The 18370-nt window shown below is 42.9% G+C and carries 13 protein-coding genes; 9 read left to right on the forward strand and 4 right to left on the reverse strand.

Going from position 1 to position 18370, the window contains the following annotated elements:
- The first annotated feature begins 344 nt into the window (after window positions 1-344).
- On the forward strand, window positions 345-1862 hold the full coding sequence (locus B5F78_RS12875; RefSeq protein WP_239473468.1) for a PCMD domain-containing protein: 1518 nt from the start codon (window positions 345-347) through the stop codon (window positions 1860-1862).
- A 366-nt stretch (window positions 1863-2228) separates the two neighbouring features.
- Here B5F78_RS12875 and B5F78_RS12880 read toward each other — a convergent pair whose 3' ends face one another.
- Window positions 2229-3080, reverse strand: a complete 852-nt coding sequence (locus B5F78_RS12880) for an AraC family transcriptional regulator (protein ID WP_022038802.1) — start codon at window positions 3078-3080, stop codon at window positions 2229-2231.
- 642 nt (window positions 3081-3722) lie between these two features.
- On the opposite strand from B5F78_RS12880, the gene B5F78_RS12885 reads away from it, so the two are divergent.
- From B5F78_RS12885 to B5F78_RS12915, 7 genes are read left to right on the forward strand one after another with little or no spacing between them, the layout of a single operon-like run.
- Complete coding sequence (locus tag B5F78_RS12885) at window positions 3723-4577, forward strand: DUF4493 domain-containing protein (protein ID WP_162608550.1); 855 nt, start codon at window positions 3723-3725, stop codon at window positions 4575-4577.
- A gap of 17 nt (window positions 4578-4594) precedes the next feature.
- Window positions 4595-5995 carry a DUF4493 domain-containing protein gene (locus tag B5F78_RS12890; protein WP_087406909.1) on the forward strand — a complete coding sequence of 467 codons (1401 nt, stop codon included), beginning with the start codon at window positions 4595-4597 and terminating at the stop codon, window positions 5993-5995.
- A 4-nt stretch (window positions 5996-5999) separates the two neighbouring features.
- On the forward strand, window positions 6000-7712 hold the full coding sequence (locus tag B5F78_RS12895; protein ID WP_087406910.1) for a PCMD domain-containing protein: 1713 nt from the start codon (window positions 6000-6002) through the stop codon (window positions 7710-7712).
- An 8-nt stretch (window positions 7713-7720) separates the two neighbouring features.
- Window positions 7721-8452 carry a hypothetical protein gene (locus tag B5F78_RS12900; protein WP_087406911.1) on the forward strand — a complete coding sequence of 244 codons (732 nt, stop codon included), beginning with the start codon at window positions 7721-7723 and terminating at the stop codon, window positions 8450-8452.
- A gap of 10 nt (window positions 8453-8462) precedes the next feature.
- On the forward strand, window positions 8463-10091 hold the full coding sequence (locus B5F78_RS12905; RefSeq protein WP_087406912.1) for a PCMD domain-containing protein: 1629 nt from the start codon (window positions 8463-8465) through the stop codon (window positions 10089-10091).
- A gap of 28 nt (window positions 10092-10119) precedes the next feature.
- A complete protein-coding gene (locus tag B5F78_RS12910; protein WP_162608551.1) occupies window positions 10120-11877 on the forward strand; it encodes a DUF4493 domain-containing protein in 1758 nt (585 codons plus the stop codon).
- Window positions 11870-12619, forward strand: coding sequence for a DUF4493 domain-containing protein (locus B5F78_RS12915; protein ID WP_087406914.1), 750 nt, complete (start codon window positions 11870-11872; stop codon window positions 12617-12619). The genes B5F78_RS12910 and B5F78_RS12915 overlap by 8 nt, the downstream gene beginning before the upstream one ends.
- A gap of 120 nt (window positions 12620-12739) precedes the next feature.
- On the opposite strand, the gene B5F78_RS12920 is transcribed toward B5F78_RS12915, so the two are convergent.
- Both B5F78_RS12920 and carB read right to left on the reverse strand, forming a co-directional pair.
- Window positions 12740-13504 (reverse strand): YaaA family protein, encoded by a 765-nt coding sequence (locus tag B5F78_RS12920; RefSeq protein WP_087406915.1) that lies wholly within the window; start codon window positions 13502-13504, stop codon window positions 12740-12742.
- A 140-nt stretch (window positions 13505-13644) separates the two neighbouring features.
- Window positions 13645-16869, reverse strand: coding sequence for a carbamoyl-phosphate synthase (glutamine-hydrolyzing) large subunit (carB, locus tag B5F78_RS12925; protein WP_087406916.1), 3225 nt, complete (start codon window positions 16867-16869; stop codon window positions 13645-13647).
- 197 nt (window positions 16870-17066) lie between these two features.
- On the opposite strand from carB, the gene trpS reads away from it, so the two are divergent.
- Window positions 17067-18161: a tryptophan--tRNA ligase gene (gene trpS, locus B5F78_RS12930; RefSeq protein ID WP_087211582.1), complete on the forward strand. Its 1095-nt coding sequence runs from the start codon at window positions 17067-17069 to the stop codon at window positions 18159-18161.
- Here the strand turns inward: trpS and B5F78_RS17315 are convergent.
- Window positions 18104-18370: hypothetical protein (locus B5F78_RS17315; protein WP_162608552.1), on the reverse strand; the 267-nt coding region annotated here is incomplete at its 5' end. The genes trpS and B5F78_RS17315 overlap by 58 nt on opposite strands.

An 18370-nucleotide genomic window follows, 5' to 3' on the forward strand; every position in this document is an offset into this window, starting at 1 on the left:
CTGTTCTTCGTCAGATAGCCCGCTATCTTCCTCATCACAGAAGCGAAAATGCCTCAAAAACTCATCCCAAATCATCGCACGATAAATTCAAAACAGCTTCTTACTTATAACATTATGTTATGAGAGAAATTCAAAACGGTTTCTAAACAGGTTTTTATCCGAATCTGAAATTTGTGCCGATTGATAGGCTGATTTTTGGCTTATTTATGATATCCTTTTAAAAATGGGACAAAGATTATATAAATAGACCTTGTATATATTGGGAATTTGTCCCATTTTTGCGCTTGATTTACAACAACTCGTATAAGATATTTGTTGATTAACTAAACTTTAATTAGAAAGAAATGAAAAAGAATTTGTTTTTTTATGTGTTTGCCGTGCTTTGCACGATGCCTTTCTTCACTTCGTGTAGTGATGATGACGAAGATACTCCGGTAGTGATTCCGGTGAGTGAAGAAATTGCCGGGAATTATAAAGGTACCTTGGACGTAACTGTAGATGGTCAGAAATTGGCTTCTGTAGCCCAACGGATAAGTGTTGCAGAATCTGGTGATAATGCTATAAATCTTTCTATTGCAGATTTTTCGTTTTTAGGAATAGAAGTAGGGGATATTGATTTGAATAATTGTGCGCTGACTCCTAATGGTGAAAGATATGATTTTACGGGAGTGACTACAGTTGAAAGCACAATTCTTACAGCTGATGTAAATGCAACCGGTTATTTCAATAATGGCGGTCTGCATATAGATTTGGATATTGATGCAACGCTGGGAGGGCAAAAGCAGGCAGTGACTGTTACTTACGATGGAACCCGTCTGACTGGTAACGAAAGCAGTGCGGCACAAATTACATCTTTCACATTCGATACATCAGTAGCTGCCAATGCTGCAGTACTTTCTCAACCGGTAATAGATGAGGCAAATGCTACTATTACTTTCAAGGCAGAAGAAGATGGTGATGTAAGTGCTTTGGTTCCGACTATTGAAGTTTCAGCCGGTGCTACGGTAACTCCGGCAAGCGGTTCGGCTGTAAGCTTTGCAAGTGGCTCGGCTACATTTACTGTAGTAGCCGAAGATGGTACTTCTAAGACTTATACTGTTTCTTGCAATATGGGTAGCCTTATCCAGTACGATTTCGAAACATGGGCTACTCCCGAAGGTGCTATGTCTCCCGAAGTGGTAAATCCCGAAGGCTGGGCTACTTGTAACGATGCCGTAGCCTTGATAAAGAACTTAGGTAGTTTGGGGGGCATTACTTATACGGGTGAATATCCGGTACGTCAGACCACGGATGCTCATTCGGGAAGTACAGCTGCTATGCTGGAATCGGTTGATACGCAAGGTGGAAATATTTTTGGACAAACCATACCGAAGGTGACTGCCGGATCGATGTTCTTGGGTACATTTAATGCATTTGCTGCTATGACTGACCCGATGGCAACGACTGAATTTGGTATTCTTTATGATAAAAAGCCTGTGAAAGTATCAGGTTATTATAAGTACACTCCGGGTGCAGAGTTTTATAATGCTGCAGGGGAATTGCAGGCAGACCAGAAAGATGCTTGCGCCATCAGTGCTGTTTTGTATGAAGTGGAAAGTGAAGATGAAACGTTGAATGGAAGTACCATCTATACATCAGATAAGATTGTGGCAATGGCTTCTTTCAGTTCTGGAGAAACCGTAGCTGAATATACTCCGTTCGAGCTGAATTTGGAATATGTAAAGGACTATGATGCCAGCAAGACATACAAGTTTGCCGTTATCTTCTCGGCAAGTGCAGACGGTGCGGCTTATAATGCGGCTGTAGGAAGTACATTGTATATTGATGATGTAACGATAGAAAATGAAGCTGTAACAGAATAAATCTGTATACATCTGATATTGACAAAAAACAAATCATCCTGAAATCGGAAAGTAAATTGTTGGTTTCAGGATGATTTGTTTTTTGTCAAAATGCATGTTTGCCAACAGCCAATACATACTCCTTAAAAATGAATATATACTGCATGCGCGGTTGAATATATACTTCATCGGCGGTTGAAGATATCTTCATCAGCAGTTGAAGTATATCTTCATCAGCGAATGCAGTGCTACTGCGTTTTCAACCCTAGCTGGACTGGCTGGTTGCGGACATGCGTATTGGGCAATTATTGTCCATAGGCATACCTGAAATCATTTTTACGTGATGTTCCCAAGTGTGGTAGAGGCTTTGCCATTGAGGATAATTTCTTAAAGTTTCCTGTATTCCAGCGGACTGATACCCACATAGCGTTTAAAATATTTGCCGAAGAACGAGATGTTGGCAAAGTTCAGCGAGTCGGAGATTGCCTGTATGGTGAGGTTGGTCGATTTCAGTTGTGACTTGGCATCCATAATAACCATCGATGCAATGACATCAATGCATGTCTTGCCCGTTATCTGTTTTACTACGGCGCACAGATGTGCATGCGTAATACCCAGTTTTTGTGCATACCAGCTTACGTTGCGCGTCTGGTTGTAGTGTTGGGTGACCAGTTGCATGAAGCTGCGGCATATCAGTTCGCTTTTCGACAAGGAAATCTTGTCATAATGCCGGCTTTTGTAGATGATGGAGATACCCGTATGAACGTCAGCATATAGGTTGGGAGCTATTTCCTGGCGTATTTTTTCGTTGAATTGTTCGTACATACCTATCAACATCTGCAGGTATTTTTCCATCATGAGTGCTCCTTCGGATTTTAGTGGGATAACTGGCCGCCCTAACGTAAGGAAGATTGCGTCCAGCATGGAACGCGACTGTCCGCTCCGTTCGATAAATCCCGAAGAAAATCCTAGAAAATAGATTTTCAGGTCACCTCGTACTTCGTTTATCTGGAAGATGGTGCCTGGCATCAGTGTAATGACATCGTTGGGCCGCACCTGTATTTCGTTCAGGTTGACCATGGCTTCCACTTCTCCAGCAAGGCACATTACAAACATTTCACATTTCAGCCTTACGGGATAATGTGCATACAGGCTCAGCAGGTCTTTGTTGATGTCGGTACCTATCACCCAGTCTTCGGGCAGGTCTATCTTAGGCAATTCTTTTTCGTTTGTTTCCATGCTATTGATCGGTGTTTGGTGGCAAAGTTACTTTTTAATCTTGAAATCCGTCATTATCAGGTATAAAAGATTTTTTCAAATTAACAATTAAGACACACGTAATGTCTGTACCGGACGATTGTTTGTCACGAAGGACACAGAGTCTCGGTCAATTGCGGCGATTCCGTACAGGCAAGGTGGTGAAGCGTTTTGTGTCTTTGCGTTCAGTTGATCAATAGACAAAAAAATACCAGATAATAAAAATAGAACAAAAATAATAAAAATAGATATTGTGAGTTTTTGTGAAAGATTGCAATTTTGCAGACGAAAAAAAATAACAATACAAAGAGTAAACGGGGATTCCGTATATTTGGAGTCGGGAATGAATGTATTTGCCGAATCCTAAGAAAAGGACAATATGAATGATGCTCTATGGTTTATATTCCGGTTATGGTGAAGAAAATACAATATATGTACGTTGGTGGAGTTACCGGAAACTTAAAAAACAAAAACGGATGAAAGGCTAACAAGCTTAAAATTAAGTAAAGTAGTAGAGCATCGTAATTATTGAAGAAAAGGCCAAAAGACTAAAAAAAGAACAATTGGGAAAACTCAAACTTAAATACTTAAAACTAGAACAACAACAATTTTAACATGAGAAAGATGAAAAAGTATGTAGTAATGTTTTGTGCGCTGTTAATGATGGGTGCATCTGTTGCATCCTGCTCTTCAGATGAGGAGGTGGTGCAGGGCGCAGCAGGACAAGGAGAAGCTATGGTCATGTTTGACGTAGCTACCAATGTGGCTTATAGCCGGACAATTTATGACGATGCAAAAGTCGCAGCGAATTATAAGCTGACTTTAACTAAAGAAGGAGAGTCTGAACCTCTGTTTAAAGATGTGGATTATGGCGATTTGGAGTTGGAATACAAAGTAGAGGCGGATGTTAATTACACATTATCAGCTTATTATGGCGAAGATGTTCCTGCTGGTTTTGATAAATTGTATATGACAGGTAGTCAGACATTCAGTGTCGTAGCAGGTGATAAGAAAACGGTTACAATCAGTACAAATCCGGCTAATTCGAAACTGATTTTGGCTTACAAAGGTTTGAAAGAAGACGGATCTGACAAATTTACTGATTATTTTAAAGATTGTGCGGTGAGTATCAAGACTTCGTATATGACCGAGGCTTTTTCTATGGCAATCGCTGATGAAGGCAAGGAATTATTCTTGAAAACCAGTAATGATGATAATGAAGGCGATGGTACTGCTGTAGATTTGGCTTTTACTATTACCAATAAAGAAGGAGAAGTTGTGACTGTAGAGGGTTTTGAGGCTAATAAAACGGTATATATAAAACCGGCTTACGCTTATACGGTTACCATTACTCCTGCAAAAAATGGTGTTGATGGAGGATTGGTTGGACTGAACATTACCGTTGATAACGGGGTGACAGATGAAGATGTCAATATAACTATTCCCGCAGAATACCTTTCAACTACGGCAACCGAATAATTTTAAACGAGACAATTATGAAACAGAATAAAAATAAATATGTTATCTTTTTGTGCCTAAGCCTGTTGTTGGGCTTTTCGTCTTGCGAGATGAAAGACGAATTGTTGGGGCATGAAGAACAGACCGAACAATTAGGGTCTTTGGAAGTGGAGCTTTTCTCCATTTATAATAATGTGATTATGAGCCGTGCAGAAGAAGATGTTACGGCTGAAGACGATGGTACAACGACAGGCGATTTTGACGCTGTAGACAAAGATGTCAATCAGTACACATTGGTTGTGACTAATACGGAAACGCAAGAAGTTGTGAAAAAAGGACAGGTGAGTGATTTGAAAAACGGAGGAGACAAGATTTCTCTTCCTTTGCCTGTAGGTAAATATAACGTAAAGGCTTATAATTATGATTGCTCCAATATAAGCGTTTCCACTCGTCCTTATTTTGAAGGAAGTGCTAATTTTAGTATAACGAATGAGACACCGACAGATGTTACGTTGTCTTGTAAATTATCTTGGATTGAAGTGAAACTGAACCCTACCAATGCGTTCATCAATGCTTTCAAAGATGATTATACGATCACGGTAGACAATGGTGATGGAGCAAGCCAAATTTTCAATAAAAATAATATCGGAACAAAATATTATTTCAAAACACCGGTCAATAAGAATAGCTTGACCGTATCTGTAAAAGCTACAACCCAAGAAGGAAATACGCCGATAGATATGGTTTATACCATTCAGAAGCCGGCGGATGCAGAAGGACAATCGGCTAATTTGGCAGGCGGTGATTCATTCTTAATTAACTTGACAGAGGCAAAGGCAACAGATAGCCACATCAGTGCTATTGAAATATCTGCCAACCTTACCTTTACTACAGATGGAACGACTGTAGAGATTCCGTTTGAAGACATTATTTACAATGGACCAGCATTACCTGGCAATCCGAATGATGAGCCGCCAAGCGGAGAATCTACACTTGCAGTAAGTGGTGTGCCACAAACTTTCAACTTGGATATTTCTGATTTGTTGTCAGGTAGTGCTTCTTTGCCATCGATTCAAGTTGAAATGTCCACTTCGTTGAAAGATGAGAATGCAGGTATTAAATCATTAGTCGTATCTATTAGTAGTACAAATTCGACATTTACAGATGTTCTTTTAGCAAATATGGATTTGGATACTCCGTTTGATTTGTGTAATTTGGAAGGACGCGATGCAAAAAAAGAATTAATTGGTTTGTTATTGGATGAAGAAGCCTATAATTCTTTGCATAGTGGAACTTTAAAGGAATACACATTTGTTGTAACTTCATTAGTAGGGTTGTTAGTGGAACAAGGACTTGTAGGAACTCATACTTTCAATTTAACAATATCAGACGGTCAGGATACAACGTCAGATGCTTTAACGGTTGTTGTAACAGAATAAATTTATGAAAACAAATAAGATAATACTGGCAGGCATAATGCTTGCGGCAGGTCTTTTGTCTTCCTGCCAATCTGAATTGGATGAAAGCGTAAGCGGATATGGTTATTTGCAGCTTTCTTCAGTAGAAGTGAATAAAACAGTAGATAGCCGTGCTGATGTGACGGATACGGAAGATATAGCTGTAGACATTTTGAATGAAGACGGTGAAGTGGCAAAGCATGTTGATGATTGGAACGATTTAAACTCTTCTTCCGAGGGAGTTGTGTTGCCGGTAGGCGTTTATACCGTGAAAGCTTATTCTTTTGATAAGGATAAGGAAGCTCAAGGATTTGATGCCGAACCTTACTACGAAGGGGTAACAGAAAATGTATCCATTGTTGCCAATCAAGCGAAAGTAGTGGATGTAGCTTGTACCTTAGCACAGAGTCTGGTTAAAGTAAACTATTTGGACAACTTTAAGAATGCTTTCAAGACATTTACCTGTACCATTGAAGGCGAGTCGAATTTAAGTATTCCCTTTTCTGTTACGGAAACACGTTCGGCATACGTAAAAGCAGGTCAGGCATTATCTGTTAAGATCGTGTTTGAAAACGATAAGGTATTTACCCAGCAAATTACAGCTAAGGCTGAAGCTGCTATTCGTTACAATGTAAACTTGGATTTTGCTTCTGGTTCACAGGGCATCGACATTGTATTCGACCCAACTATTCATCAGTATGAAGTGACATTGAAAGTTCCGACCCAAATAGAAAGCACGGACATGGTTACAACCAACATCTCATCGGATGTGTCTAAGGTATGGGGGCAATTCGCTTATTTGTCTGGTCAATGCAATTTGACTGATGCAACCGCTCCGGTACAATTCTATTATAAGAAGGAAGACGCTACCGAATGGAGTACCATTGCTGCAACCAAAGAAGGTGAAACCAACAATTATACGGCTAAGGTTGCTCCATTGGATTTTGGTACAGAATATGAATACTACATCGAATGCGGTGGAAAAGTAGGTGAAACTACTTCATTTAAGACTGAATCGTATGAGGAAATTCCTAATTTGGATTTCAATGTATGGACTTCTGTAGAAAAAGGTCTTTTTACAAAACGTGATTGCTGGTATCCAAACTCAGATCAAAGTAATAGTTATTGGGCAACTGGTAATGAAGGGGTTGTTACTATAAAAAGTTCTAATAGTATTCCTGTAGAAGGTAGTGATGCTTTTGAAGGAAAGGCTGCAAAGTTGTCAACCGTAGATGTTTCTCTTGTGGGATATGCTGCAGGCAATATTTTTATAGGAAACTATTCTACAAGTATGACTGATCCTGCAAGCAGTGTAACATTTGGTCGTTCTTATACGGGGGCACGTCCTACGAAATTATCTGGTTATTATAAATATACACCAGGGGAAACAATGCGAAGTGGAGCAACGGTACCTTCTGATCGTACTTTGTCTTCTGATGAGTGTGATATTTATGTTATGCTTTGGTCTGGTGATACCAAAATAGCAGAAGCGCATTTTGTGGATAATAAGACAGTTTCTGAATATACAAAATTCGAATTGCCTATTGAATATACTGATAAGACGAAACGTCCGGATAAGATAACCATTGTGGCTACATCCAGTCGTTATGGTGGAGAATTTAGTGGTACGAGTGTTGTAGGACAGTTAGCTGTTGGCAGTACCCTTTGGGTAGACGATTTTGAATTATCATACTATTAATATTTTGAATGAAGAAATATATAGTACTTTTATTCTTAGCTTTTTCGTGCATGAATGCCCTTCATGCACGGAAAGGCTTTGACCGTGAAATAAAGCAAACCCTGTTTGTACCGAAAGGGACATGGATGGGAGGTGTTTCGTTCTCGTATATGGAATTGACGGGAGACGATTACAAGTTTTTGGTATTGGATGATATGGGAGGCGAAGGTTACACTTTTAAGGTCAGTCCATACGTCGGGTATTTTATTAAAGACAACATTGCGGTAGGTGCACGTTTTAATTACAATCGGACGTATGCTGACATTGGCAACATTGATATTGATTTAGGCGATGATCTCAATTTCAATATTTCCGATTATAAATACTTGGAGCATCAGTATACAGCTTCCGGATTCTTGCGCACCTATATGGGATTGGGTAATAGCAAGATATTCGGTTTCTTCAATGAAGTACGCCTTACGTACGGATATGGTCAGGGCAAGACATTGTCTGGTACCGGCAATGACCAGACAGGTACTTACCAGACTTCGCACCATTTGCAGATAGGTTCTGTGCCGGGACTAACTGCTTTTGTAATGAACAATGTAGCGGTGGAAGTCTCGATTAATTTGATTGGTCTTGACTTTAAATGGGCGGAACAGGTGACGAATCAGGTGGAACACAGTTCGTACCGCAAGAGTTCGGCGAACTTTAAGGTGAATATATTTTCTATCAATATAGGTGTTTGTACATATTTTTAAGTGTAGTTTTATGAGATTGAAACCAGTGAGAACGGTTGTTGCGCTATTGTTGTCGGGATTATTTGTTTCGTGTATAGAAAATGATATTCCCTACCCATATATCGAAGGTTATATCGAGGATATACAGGTAGAGGATATGGAAGGGGATGCAGAAATAGACCGGACAAACCGTGTGGTGAATATAACGGTGGGCGAGGATGTATTTTTGGATAGCCTGCCTATTACCCGTTTGGTAGTGAATAAAGATGCAACGATTTATCCAGATTCTGCGGCTTGCATCCGTGTAAACGGTTTCCCTACGTTCAGTTTTTCTTCGCTGGATGAATTGCCGGGCAATGCCAACACGGCTGTAGACTTTACCAATCCTGCCCATTTCCTGTTGCGGACGTATCAGGATTATCAATGGACAATCAATGTCACGCAAAACATTGTCCGCGAAATTGTGGTGGATAATCAGGCGGGGGTAGAGCCGCAATTTGACTTCCAAAACCATATTGTGATTGTCTATGTGACTGATGAGGCTGATTATAGCAACATCCGTTTTACAAAACTGGACTTGGAGGGAACGAAAACCACCCTTGTGCCTTCGATAGACCGAGTGACCGACTTTACCCGTCCCCGTACGTTTCAGGCATACCGTAATGGCAAATATGTATGCGACTGGACAGTAGATGTGCAAAAGTCATCAACGGCTGCTGCCATTACCAGTTACAATGCATGGGCTACTAAAGTGGAATTGAGCGGAAGTGTGCGTTCTGGACTTACCCCCACGTTGCAATATCGGGTACAAGGTACGGATGCATGGACCGAAGTGCCTGCATCGCAAATTACCATGCAAGGCAATACGGCTTTCTCGGCTACCGTAACGGGATTGGAGGATGGAACAAACTATGAGATGAAAGCTACGGCAGGTGGAAGCGATAGCGAGTCTCTTTTGTTTCAGACGGAAACCATTACGACCATTCCAAACTTGAATTTGGACACATGGACACAAGGAGGAGCAAGCGGTAAGGCATGGTATCCCAATCCGGTTGCTAATAACTTGGATGACCCGCAGGCTTACTGGGCAACCGGAAATGAAGGTGTGACTTCGTATAAAGACCCGAATACGGTTCCGGTAGAAGGCAGTGATGCCTATCGTGGCAAAGCTGCTAAGATGCAGACTATATCGGTGGCTTTGGTGGGAGTGGCGGCCGGTAATTTGTTTATCGGTACATATCAAACCCAATTGACCGCACCTTCTACAAGCGTTTCTTTTGGTCAGCCTTATACCGGTGCACGCATGACGAAACTGAGTGGGTATTATAAATATACACCGATGCCTATCAATTATCCCACTTCGGGTACGAGTATACCGGGCAACCTGACGATAGACCAATGCCATGTTTATTTGATACTATGGGATTCGGCTGGAAATCAAATAGCCTATGGCGAGTTTTATAGTAGTGAAAGCGTCACGCAATATACAAAGTTTGAAGTAGACATTGAATATAGCAATCGGACGGCTAAACCTGCCAAGTTGGCGATTGTTGCTACATCCAGTAGATATGGAGGCGACTTTGATGGGATGAAAGTCGTAGGTCAGGTAGGCGAAGGCAGTACCCTCTGGATAGATGAATTGGAATTGAGTTATGAATAATGTGACTAACTATAAAAAGGAGAAAGTGATGCTGAAAATAGCAAGAGTTTTATTTTTGACTTTGACGGTGCTTTTGTTTGCTTGCACCCAAGAAGAAATTGTCACGGGAGATAATGCTAAGATGGGTAAGCTGGTCTTAGGAAATGTGGAGGTGTCTGCCCAGGTAGGCGATATGCAGTCGCGGGCTACGCTGGATGCAAGCATATTGCCTGCCGGTACGGAGTTTTCCATTACCGTAAAAAGTGAGGACGGTTCTTTTAATCAGACTTTGGAGCAGGGAGCTGTATCCTGTATCCTGCCTGTAGGAACTTATACTGTAGAAGCTGCTTATGGCGAAGATGTGATTTCTACCGATACTCCTTATTTTTATGGGGAAGCAAAGAGTGTGGAAATCACAGAAAATACTGCTACATCGGTTACAGTTGAGGCTTCTTTACAGAGTGCGATTATCCGACCGGTAATGTCTGATGAATTGTTGGCACAATATTCGGAGTATAATCTGAATGTGACCGGTGATGGAGGTGTTTTTACGACTGTAGAAAATGAACAGGATGTATTTGTTCCGGCAGGGGAAGAATATTATTTGCATCTGTCCGGCGAAAATAAATTAGGAGAAGAGGTTGAGCATACATGGGATTTGACGGATCTTAATCCCGGAACCCGTTACATCATATCGTGTGATGCCGATTTGCCCAGCTTTACGCTTCCGGAACAGAGCGAAACGAATGCGTGGAGCAAGTTTATCTACATCACTCCAATGACTGCCGAGAATATGACTTCGCATTCCGAAATGGCAGACAAAGTAATGGAAAACATTGTGTACGAGGCTTCCGCAGATAATGGCTCTACCTGGCTTCCTGCTGAATATGATAGCAATAAAGGGAAGTGGGTAATTAAGAATTTGCAGCCTAATACGACCTATACACTCCGTTCCCGTTTCGGTGCGGTGGTAAGTTTTAATACTCAGTCGGTTACTACGGAGAATGCACAGCAGTTGGAGAATGGGGATATGGATCAGTGGGCTAATGACGAATATACTACCTATGGTATGGAGACAATTTATCGTTATTATGTGGGAAATTCTTCTTCGGACAGATGTTGGGGGACAAGAAATACACTGACAATGGATGGAGTAAAAGATGGAAATTCTGGCGGAACAAGTAATCAAAGAACAGCTTACCGTTGGAACTCTAGTACTATACCGACTGATGATGCTAAGTCTTCTCAGGCGGCTGAAATCCGGACAATCGCATTAGCTAATTTTGCAATAAATAGTGGTGCCGCAAACTGGTGGGAGCTTTGGAATCGATCAAGTATGGCGGAAAATGTTTTGAATGATGCTACTGTATATATAGGCTATTTATATACAGGAAAAGAAGATATAATGACAACGGATGAGCCAAATCCTAATTCATATAAAATTGCGCAAGAAGCACGTCCGTTGTCGCTTTCTTTCGATTACAAGTATGCACCTTACAATAATGATAATTTTGTTGTTTCCGCTTATTTGTATGATACAGCCGGAAATCAGATAGCACATATCGATGACTATAAGTCGGGTAAAGCTCAAGATGCTTATGTGACAAAGACATTGGATTTTGTCTATGACAATCCATCAGCAAAAGCCGGTTATATCTATGTTGTCTTTAAATCGGGTGAAAAGAATACGGTAGATGATGTGCAGCATATTGAAGGCAGTTACGGGGCTAATCCTTGGTCGTTGGATACATTTGTCGGTAGTGTGCTGAAAATAGATAACGTTAAATTGAATTACGACTATGAATAAGATAATTTCAAAGATAGGAGTCGCTTTTGCATTGTTTGCATTACTTGGTTCTTGTTCGGAAGAAAATCTGGCACAAGATGAAGAAGCATACGGTAGGATAAACTTTGCGCTTAATGCCGGAGATACCCGTGCTATTGATACTTCGTATGATAAGGATGCGTTTCAAGTATCGGTAAAGCAAGGGAATAACACGGTGGTGAAACCTCAACCGTATAGCGAAATGCAAGACGGAGTATTGGTAAAAGTTGGCAGCGGTTATCAGGCATACGCCGAAAGCTGTTCGGAAACTGAAGCGGAAAGCGCGAACGGTGGTTGGGGCTGCGTCCGTTATTATGGCACATCCGACTTGTTTTCTGTAACAAAAGACCGGGCTATGCGGGTAGAGTTGCCTTGCGCCATAGCCAATGCAGCTGTTTCTGTTCAGACGGATGACGAAATAGCGTTTTCTGCTTACCAACTTACAATACAAGCAAGTGATGATATCGGCAGACGTCTGACATTCAATGCTTCGACAGAAGAAAATACAGCGTATTTCAATGTAGCGGGAAGCCGGACAATCCAATATACCTTGACAATCGGTGATTATACGCTTTCCCAGTCGTTTGCCATTCAGCCTCAGCATTCTTATACATTGGATGTCCATAAACAAACGAATGAAGAAATCACGGTTTCTATCGGTGTAACTGTTGATGCTAATGTTGCCGAAGATACGACGGAAGAAACTTATAATCCTTATGTATAAACAATCGCTCAATATAACTGAATAATCTGTCCGTAATTGACCGGTCTTTATAGGCCGGTTGCGGACTTTTACCAGATTATATTCTCTTTCTGATATCAGTACAGACCGTGTCCTCGACAATTATTCTAGCACAAAGACCGGATGGTTGGGAGTACTGGCTTCAGGGCGGTAGGTAAATCCTTCCCATTTGAATGTCTTGATTTGTTCGGGGGCTTCTATCCGATTTTTTAAGAGAAAGCGGGTCATTTCTCCGCGACACATTTTGGCGTAGACGGTAATGCTTTTGAGTTTTCCCTCTTTTTGTACCAAAAAATCAGGGGTAATGACGTGCACGGCTTCGGTGATGCGTTCCCAATGAAACAGGTCTTTCATTTCTGCACTGGCAAGATTGACAAGTATGCCTCCCTGCTTACGGATGGCTTCGATAAACCAGCTGGTCAGTATGGGTTTCCAGTAATCAAACATTGTGCAATCGTGTTTAGGCAGGCATACGTTGCCTTCGAGACGGTAGGAATGAATCAGGTCGAGCGGACGCAACAAACCGTACAAAAAGGAAGTGATAAGCAGATGCTCTTGTGCATAAGTGAAATCATCGAGCGTAAATGATGAGCCATTAATGTGCTTGAATACCATACCTGTATATGCCAGCAAGGCGGGGAGTGAAGGTGTGTCGGGTGAAAAGAAGTTCTGATAGCGCAGGTAGTTCTCGGCAGCCAGCTTGGTATTGATATGGAGCAGTTTGCCTAAATCATTGGCACTGAATTGATTCATTTCCATAGCGTTTGCCCGGGCTTCGTTTTCGAAGTAGGGTAAGGTGGTAAAAGGTAAGGTGACCCGGGGGTGACGTTCGGTCATGGTTTTGGCACACGAAATGAATAGTAGCATATTTTATTTTAATGAAGAATGAAGAATGAAGAATGAAGAATGAAAAATGAAGAATTAAGAATTAAGAATGAAGAATGAAGAATTAAGAATACGTAAGTAAACATCCACTGATTCTTCATTCCTCATTCTTCATTTATTTATTATTTGTATTCTTGCCAACTCTTTATCTTGATGTCTTCCTGCTTCATCTGACAGAAAGCTTCGATAAAGGCTTTTGCCAGGCGGGCATTGGTAATAAGCGGGATGTTATGGTCGATGGCACCCCGGCGGATACGGTATCCGTTGGTCAGTTCACGTTTGGTGTGATTTTTCGGAATGTTTACAATCAGGTCAAACTTATGACCGGCAATCATCTTCATTACGTTGTTTTCGGCATGTGGACGTTCATCGGGCCAGAATACCGGAGTGGTAGGAATGCCGTGTGAATTGAGGAACGTGGCTGTACCAGCTGTGGCATAGATGTGGTAGCCGTTCTTGCTCAGTTCGTGGCTGGCATCCAACAGGTCGACTTTTGATTTTGTGGCACCCGAAGAAAGCAGGATGGATTTTTTCGGTATCTTGTATCCGGTGGCTATCATTGCATTCAGCAGGGCTTCGTCGAAATCATCACCCAGGCAGCCTACTTCTCCGGTAGATGACATGTCTACTCCTAATACCGGGTCGGCATTCTGCAGACGCGCAAACGAGAACTGGGAAGCTTTTACGCCTATCCAGTCGATGTCGAATGCCGACTTGTCGGGACGGGTGTAGGGGGCATCGAGCATGATGCGTGTGGCTGTTTCGATGAAGTTGCGTTTCAATACTTTCGATACGAAGGGGAAGCTGCGTGAAGCACGCAAGTTACATTCGATAACCTTTACTTCGTTTTTGCGTGCCAGATACTGGATATTGAACGGACCGGAGATATTCAGCTCTTGTGCGATGCGCCGGCTGATTTTCTTGATTTGGCGAGCTGTCGAGAAGTATATCTGCTGTGCGGGGAAGACCAAAGTGGCATCACCCGAGTGTACACCGGCATATTCGATGTGCTCAGAGATGGCATATTCTACAATTTCGCCGTTTTGTGCCACGGCATCGAATTCGATTTCCTTGGTTTCCTGCATGAATTGGGATACCACTACAGGGTATTGCTTTGAAACCTCACTTGCCATTTGGAGGTAACGCTTCAATTCTTCTTCATCGTAGCATACGTTCATTGCAGCACCGCTTAATACGTACGATGGGCGCACCAGAACAGGATAGCCTACTTTTTCCACGAATTTCTCTACGTCTTCCAGGCTGGTCAGTTCCTGCCAGGCGGGCTGGTCGATACCTAGCTGGTCGAGCATCGCTGAGAACTTGTTGCGGTTTTCGGCACGGTCGATGGAGATGGGTGAAGTACCGAGGATGGGTACCGACTGGCGGTAAAGCTTCATGGCAAGGTTGTTCGGGATTTGTCCGCCTACCGACACGATGACACCGCGGGGCTGTTCCAGATCGATGACATCCAGCACACGCTCGAATGATAATTCGTCGAAGTACAGGCGGTCGCACATATCATAATCGGTCGATACGGTTTCTGGATTATAGTTAATCATGATTGATTTGTATCCCAGTTTGCGTGCAGTCTGGATGGCGTTCACCGAGCACCAGTCGAACTCTACCGACGAACCGATGCGATAGGCACCTGAGCCAAGCACAATGACCGATTTTTCGTTCTTATAATAATTGATGTCATAGCCTTCGGTGCCATATGTCATATAGAGATAATTAGTCAGTTCAGGATGTTCCGAAGCCACGGTGTTGATACGTTTTACTGCAGGAAGGATACCCAGTTGTTTGCGATAGTCGCGTACCATAAGATTTTCTTTTTCCATGGTTCCGTTTGCAGGCTTCAATACGAAACGGGCAATTTGGAAATCGGAGAATCCCAGGCGTTTTGCCTCACGCAATACATCAGCAGGAAGTTCTTCCAGTGTGTTGTAAGTCTGTAACTTGTGCTTGTAATCAACGATGTTTTTCAGGCGTTCGATGAACCATGGGTCTATCTTGGTCAGGTCGTAAATACGTTCGATGGTATAGCCTTCTTCCAATGCCTGTGCGATAGCGAAGATACGGAGGTCGGTGGGGTTTGCCAGTTCATCGTCCAGATTATCAAAGCGGGTATGGTCGTTGCCTACGAAGCCGTGCATGCCCTGTCCTACCATACGCAATCCCTTTTGGATGATTTCTTCGAACGAACGTCCGATGGACATGATTTCGCCTACCGATTTCATACTCGAACCAATACGGCGTGATACGCCCACAAACTTGGTCAAGTCCCAACGCGGAATTTTGCAGATGAGATAATCCAGCGAGGGAGCTACGTATGCCGAGTTGGTCGTGCCCATTTCACCAATTTCATCGAGGTTGTATCCCAAAGCTATTTTTGCAGCTACGAAAGCGAGCGGATATCCGGTGGCTTTCGATGCCAATGCGGAAGAACGGCTGAGGCGTGCGTTCACCTCGATGATGCGGTAATCATTGGTTTCGGCATGGAAAGCGAACTGAATGTTACATTCACCCACGATGCCCAGATGGCGTACACATTGCTTGGATATTTCCTGTAGCATGGTGACTTGTTCTTCTTTGAGCGAACAAGTGGGGGCAACTACGATGGATTCGCCGGTGTGGATGCCCAGTGGGTCAAAATTCTCCATGCTTGCTACGGTGAAACAATGGTCATTTGCATCGCGGATAACCTCAAATTCGATTTCTTTCCAGCCTTTCAGCGATTCCTCTACCAAGATTTGCGGAGAGAATGTGAAAGCACTTTCAGCCAGTTCGATGAAAGCTTCTTCCGTGGGGCAGATACCGCTTCCCAAGCCTCCCAGCGCGTATGCCGAACGAATCATTACCGGATAACCGATGCGGCGTGCGGCTTCGATGGCATCTTTCGTGTTTTCTACAGCTTGGCTGATAGGGGTCTTTAGCGAAATTTCATTCAGTTTCTTAACGAAAAGATCACGGTCTTCGGTGTACATGATGGCATCTACCGAGGTGCCCAGCACTTCTACGCCATATTCTTTTAATGTTCCGTTGGTATACAATTCAGTACCGCAATTCAGGGCGGTTTGTCCTCCGAAAGCCAGCAGGATGCCGTCGGGCCGTTCTTTCTTGATGATTTCGGTTACGAAATACGGAGTGACCGGCAAGAAATATACTTGGTCGGCAATGCCTTCCGAGGTTTGTATCGTAGCGATGTTCGGGTTAATCAGTACCGAGCGGATGCCCTCTTCGCGTAAGGCTTTCAAGGCTTGCGAACCTGAATAGTCAAACTCTCCTGCTTGTCCGATTTTCAATGCGCCTGACCCGAGGACCAGGACTTTTTTCAATTCATTTTTCATGGCATTATGTAGATTTATGTTGAGTTAATAATTAATAGTGAATAATGAATAACGAGGGTTGTAGTCTGCTACCGTTGTTAATTATTCATTGTTCATTATTAATTGGATGGACTCTTTTTGCAAAGGAACAATTTATTTTTGAAGAAAACAAAGGTTTTGATTATCTTTGTCCCAATAATTTAATAAGAAATTGCAATATGGAAAAAGAAAAGATTATTTTAACCGGTGACCGTCCTACCGGTAAATTACATATCGGACATTATGTTGGCTCTTTGCGTCGTCGTGTAGAACTTCAGAACTCAGGGCTTTACAAGAAAATCTTTGTATTTGAAGCCGACGGACAGGCACTGACCGATAACATTGACAATCCTGAGAAGGTGCGTCAGAACGTGATTGAGGTGGCTCTCGATTATCTGGCTGTGGGCTTGGATCCTTCGAAGTCGACCATTTTCATCCAGTCGCAGATACCGGAATTGTGCGAGCTTACCTTTTATTATATGGACTTGGTTACGGTGTCGCGCCTGCAACGCAACCCCACGGTGAAGACCGAAATCCAGATGCGCAATTTCGAGACCAGCATCCCCGTGGGCTTCTTTACCTATCCCATCAGCCAGGCGGCAGATATCACTGCCTTCAAGGCAACGACAGTGCCTGTAGGCGAAGACCAGGAACCGATGTTGGAACAGGCACGTGAGATTGTGCGCCGCTTCAATTACATCTATGGCGAGACGCTGGTAGAACCCGAAATCCTGCTTCCCGACAATGCCGCTTGCCTGCGCTTGCCGGGAACGGACGGGAAGGCAAAGATGAGCAAGTCGTTGGGCAACTGCATCTATCTGTCCGATTCGGCGGATGAGGTAGAAAAGAAAGTGAGAAGCATGTACACCGACCCTACCCATATCAAGGTGAGCGATCCGGGTAAACTGGAAGGCAATACCGTATTTACTTACTTGGACGCTTTCTGCCGTCCGGAACATTTCGGCCGTTACCTGCCCGATTATGCCAACCTCGATGAATTGAAAGCGCATTATACACGTGGCGGTCTGGGCGATGTGAAAGTGAAGAAGTTCCTGGCAGCTATCATGCAAGAGGAACTGGCTCCGATACGCGAACGCCGGAAAGCGTATGAAAAAGACATTCCGGCTATTTACGACATGCTGAAGAAAGGGTGTGAGGTGGCACGTGAAGCCGCTGCACAGACACTCGATGAGGTGCGCCGTGCCATGAAAATCAATTATTTCGATGACGAGGCGTTGATAGCTGAGCAAGCCAAGCGGTTCGGGCAAGAATAATTATATGGAAAGGGGCTTATTTGCCATGGAACGGCTAGATAAGCCTCTTTTCCATTAAGAGAATAAGAAGCTGTTTTGAATTTCTCCAAAAAGTTTTTCATGGCTTGATGTATCTGTTTTCGTGTGTGCTTTGGGCGATTTTTTGGTTCTTTTCGCTCCTGTTCTTCGTCAGATAGCCCGCTATCTTCCTCATCACAGAAGCGAAAATG

It is taken from the genome of Bacteroides sp. An279 (genome assembly GCF_002159615.1).
In the GTDB taxonomy this organism is placed as follows: domain Bacteria; phylum Bacteroidota; class Bacteroidia; order Bacteroidales; family Bacteroidaceae; genus Phocaeicola; species Phocaeicola intestinalis.